This is a genomic window from Hydrogenophaga atypica, assembly GCF_042665215.1.
In the GTDB taxonomy this organism is placed as follows: Bacteria; Pseudomonadota; Gammaproteobacteria; order Burkholderiales; family Burkholderiaceae_C; genus Hydrogenophaga; species Hydrogenophaga defluvii_A.
Genome location: NZ_JBHTCA010000058.1, coordinates 1 through 4,659 on the forward strand (window position 1 = coordinate 1; position 4,659 = coordinate 4,659).

Genomic DNA, 4,659 nt, shown 5'->3' on the forward strand with positions numbered 1-4,659 from the left:
ACGCCACGAATCGCAGATTTGAAAGTGAACAGGAAAGTCAATGAAATCAACGATCTACCAACACCACCTCCGCGCCAGTGCTAGCTTTTCGTACCGTCACTTATTGCACTGAAAACGAGGAGACCCCGTGATCGATGTCCAAAAAAAACTTGCTGCCTTGCTGGGCAACTCGATGGACGCCACCGGCGACTTGCCGTGATCGCCGCAGTGCTCGAACTCAGCCCCGTTCTGGGCGCTGGCGCCGCATGCCGCGCCCTGGGCCTGCCGCGCGGCGTGCCGGCCCGCCAGCGGGCCCAGGCAAGGCGCGCAGCCATGGTCGGACCCAGGCCTCCTCGCGCGGTGCGAGTGCGCCCACCGCTGGCCTTGGATGCGCAAGAGAGCACGCTGCTGCTGGACACTTTGAACAGCGAACGCTTCGCCGACACCGCCCCTGCGGCCGTGCACGCCACGCTGCTCGACGAGGGGCGATACCTGGGCTCGGTGCGCACCATGTACCGCCTGCTGAACACCCAAGGCGGCTCGTGCGAGCGTCGCCGCCAGCTCACCCACCCGGCCTACGTCAAACCCGAACTGCTGGCCAGCGCTCCGAACCAGATCTGGTCCTGGGACATCACCAAGCTGAAAGGGCCGGCCAAATGGACCTGCTTCCATCTGTACGTGATCCTGGACATCTTCAGCCGCCACGTGGTGGGCTGGATGCTCGCCGAGCGCGAGAGCGCCGATCTGGCCGAGCAGCTGATCGCCGACACCGTCTCGCGCCACGACGTGCAGCGCGGCATGCTCACGCTGCACGCCGACCGGGGGGCGGCCATGCGCTCCAAGCCGGTGGCCGCCTTGCTGGTGGAGCTGGACATCGCCAAGAGCCACAGCAGGCCGCACGTCTCGGACGACAACCCGTATTCGGAGTCGCAGTTCAAGACCATGAAGTACCGGCCTGACTTCCCGGCGCGGTTCGGCTGCATCGAGGACGCTCGGCTCCACTGCCAAGCATTCTTCTCTTGGTACAACACCGAGCACCGGCACTCGGGCATCGGCTACATGACGCCGCAAGCGGTGCACTACGGTCAGGCACCGGCCCTGCGCGATGCGCGTCAGGTCGCGCTGGATGCCGCGTTCCTCGCGACACCGAAGCGCTTCAAGGGCCGTCGTCCCAAACCCCATGCGCTGCCGACCGCAGCCTGGATCAACCCACCACCATCGGAGGCCAACGTCCAGAGAACAACCCAGCACTGCGCAGTAAATTTATGACAAGCGGTGCAGCAAAGTCATTGACACGTTCCGGCCTATCGATTCAAATCTATTGGCCTGGACCGATGCAGGGCGGATCATCACGCGCCACCTGGCGTCCTCGAAGCGTCGCTCGCGAGAGGACGCCTACGGAAGTCCTGACCTCTGGGACTTTTCGGGCATACGTCAGTTTGATCGTTTGGTAGTTCGGTAGTTCGGTAGTTTGATTCCCCACGCAATTCGGCCGCGAGTTCGGCGAAGTGCCAGTACAGAATATGGAGGCCCATGTGAATCAGAAGCTTTGTTCGGGTTGGAAGAGAGCTGCAAAGCTTCTCCAGATTGCAGTAGCTGGCCTGACGGTGTTTGCGGCGGCATCCAGCCAGGCGCAAGGCAATCCGACCTACATCGGTCTTGGCCCCGCCAAGGCCATGTACTACAAGCCAGATTCCGGGCCTGCGCCGCGCGTTGCGTTCCTGATCGTGCATCGCACGAGCAACTATCTGCAGCACCCTGGATGCCAAGAATTGCCCAAGCGAGGTTTTGCCGCGCTGTGCATGAACACGCGCTTCGACAACAACGAATTCCTTGTTGATTGGGACCTCATCGCACTGGATGTCAAGGCCGGCATGGAATACCTGCGCAAGCAGGCAGGTATCGAGAAGGTGGTCTTGTTCGGTCACAGCGGCGGGGGGCCAACCCTCAGCTACTACCAGGCCGTTGCAGAAAATGGCACCGCATTCTGCAAGAGCCCGCAGAAACTCGTTCCTTGCCGCGATGAACTCGCCAACCTGCCCAAAGGCGATGCACTGGTGCTGGCCGACGCGCACCCGGGCGTGCCAGTCATCTTGTTGCGCAGTCTGAACGGGTCGGTCGTCAATGAAACGCCGAAGAGCTTCGATCCCGCGCTGGACCCCTATAACCCCGCGAATGGATATAACCCCAGCGGTGCCTCCGCGTACACGGCCGACTTCCAGGCCCGCTACTACGCCGCCCAGTCGAAGCGCATGAACGCGTTGATCGAATCGGCGCTCGCAAAGCGCCGTGCGCTCCAAGCCGGTAGCGGCCCGTATCCAGACAACGACATCTTCCTCATCCCGCATGGTGGCAATCCCGGTGCTGGCCCTGGCGGCGCATCACAGTTGCACAGCCTGGATCCCAAAGACAAGCTACGCTTTACCAAGCTGCCGCGCAAGCTGCTCAAGAACGACGGCTCCATCTCGGAACAGATGGTGGTGTCGGTCAGCCCGGTTGAGCTGCAGACGAAGGATTCAACCAATGCGTTCGATCGCGGCACCAAGCTCTTGAGCATCCGCTCCTTCCTGAGCACACAAGCGGTGATGTCGAACAACTCGCTGGATGGTATTGACCACTGTTCCAGCAACAACTCCACCGTCTGTGCCGTGAGGTCCATCTCGGCGCCGACTCTGGTTGCCGGCATGGGTGGCTATCTGTTCATCCGCGACTCGGAAGAGGAGTTCGAGAATTCGAAGAGCACCGACAAGGACCTTGTTTTTATCGAAGGCGCTACCCACGGATTCACGCCATGCGGCAACTGCGGTGCGCCGGATGGGGCCTATTCGAACAGTGTGAAGAATCTGTTCGACTACGTTGGGAACTGGACTAGAGCTAGGTTCAAGTAAACCATGTTCTGCTGTACTCCGACCTGCGAGACCGAGAGGATTGGCGGACCTATGCGCATCTTCAGGAGACGCGTTGTTCAACCGATCGGTGGGTTGCCGGCATCAGGAGACCCGTGCCGTTGTCAAGGAGAACGGGCGAGGAGCTTCGATAAAGCGGGTCGCGGTGCTCAAACTGGCGATTGCACCTAGCAGCGGTCGTGGCGCCGGTGGCGGCGAAAGTCGGGTCAAGACTGATTGCTGAGGTTCAGCAACGACTCCTTTGCGGCATCTCGGCTCCTTGTTTGAATCGCCCCGGGGCGGTTCAGTTCGATGTGGTCAGTTTCAAGGCCCCCAAGGAAAGCTGCGACTCGAGCAAGAACCTGCAAGGGGCTGCCAATTCAGACCCGGAACTTGACTGACGATGTCGTGCGCGTTTGACATCCAGCGAGGCGACTAAGGCCTCAACGGGACAACTTGCTCGGACGAGTGATGTTCCCCTGGATGACGAGCGTGATGACCGCCACGTTGGCTGGCGGTGCTGACATCAGAACGTCGATGCCGTCGGCCGCCGACCAAGGCGCAGAGTCTTTGGCGCTGGTATCCAGAATGCACAAAAGAGCTACGCGCTTGCCCTTGGCCACCGCGTAGCTGGCAGCTTGCTCGACAAACTTGCGGCAGTCTTCCATCTGTTTGATCCGCGTGTCCGTCTCCTTGAGCTCGATCGTGATTCCTCGAAGGCTCAAGTCAGTGAAGCCCCCTGCGGCCGCGGCGTGCTCCTCCAGATCCGACCCGATGCGAGGCGACCGGCGAAGGTCCTTTCGAACCTGGACTTGGAATTCTTTCTCGCCCCACGCGCCATCGAACACGGCGTCTTGAACTGCTCTCCCAGCAAGATTGCCCAGACTGGTCAGCAGCTCAAGAATGTCCGACAGCTCCTCGGCATTTGCCCAGCCTTCCCGTCTTAGTAGATCGCGGATCAACAGGATCTTTTCGTCGACAGGCTGATAGCCGGTTATCGAGTTGACCCGTATGTCGAAGCCCTCCACCAAAAGCGTACGGTGGCCGACGACAGCAACGGGCTGCTCTGCGCTGGCAGGTTGGAATGCCGCCGTGTATTTGAACTCGAAAGGCCTCGATTTCAGTCCCTGTGCGATCTGGAGAGCCGCACGACCCGTCTGGATGAGCGTGTACGGCGGCTCTGTGGACGGCTTCGTGAACGTGAACTCGGAGAGCTCGTAGGTGCTCCTGGGCTCTGCCGAGATCGGCGTCAGCACCAGGTGCGTGGCACCCTCTGGCCATCGAGAGACTCTGACCTCGATCTCCATGTCATGCAATTCGCGCGGAACCAGGTGGTGGATGTTGGCCGCTGGTTGGCCACCAAGCTGGAACTTCAAGAAGGCTACTGAGAGCTCAGTAGGCCGTGGGCGCTCTTCAACTTGTTTCGGACCGGCCGGAATGCGTGGCCGCTCCTCCGAGAACACCCCGATCGGCAACGGTATGCCCGCCAGTGTTTTGCAGATGGACTCGAACTCGGCAATGGTGGCGACCGACTGCAATGAGGCTGATGCATCCACGAGGCTCTTAGCGACGCCCTTCTCGCCAAACTCCTTGAGCCAAAGACGATGGCGCTCGACTGCACTGCGCAGGAACCGGTCACCGTCTGGAACTGCGTCGAGAACTGCTTGCCGGGGTCTCCTCGTTTTCAGTGCAATAAGTGACGGTACGCAAAGCTAGCACTGGCGCGGGGGTGGTCTGGGTAGACCGTTGATTTCATTGACTTTCCTGTTCGCTTTGTAAACGGGTATGGTGGCCT

3 protein-coding genes are annotated in these 4,659 nt (G+C 60.6%); 2 read left to right on the forward strand and 1 reads right to left on the reverse strand.

From position 1 onward, the window contains the following. Positions 1 to 195: 195 nt before the first annotated feature. Entirely contained in the window at positions 196 to 1,248 is a 1,053-nt protein-coding gene (locus ACFQPB_RS23580) for an IS3 family transposase (protein WP_162015744.1), read from the forward strand. A 266-nt stretch (positions 1,249 to 1,514) separates the two neighbouring features. Next, positions 1,515 to 2,867 (forward strand): alpha/beta hydrolase family protein, encoded by a 1,353-nt coding sequence (locus ACFQPB_RS23585; RefSeq protein ID WP_162015743.1) that lies wholly within the window; start codon positions 1,515 to 1,517, stop codon positions 2,865 to 2,867. A gap of 440 nt (positions 2,868 to 3,307) precedes the next feature. Here the strand turns inward: ACFQPB_RS23585 and ACFQPB_RS23590 are convergent, their stop codons facing one another. Next, positions 3,308 to 4,420, reverse strand: coding sequence for a hypothetical protein (locus ACFQPB_RS23590; protein ID WP_162015742.1), 1,113 nt, complete (start codon positions 4,418 to 4,420; stop codon positions 3,308 to 3,310). Positions 4,421 to 4,659 lie beyond the last annotated feature (239 nt).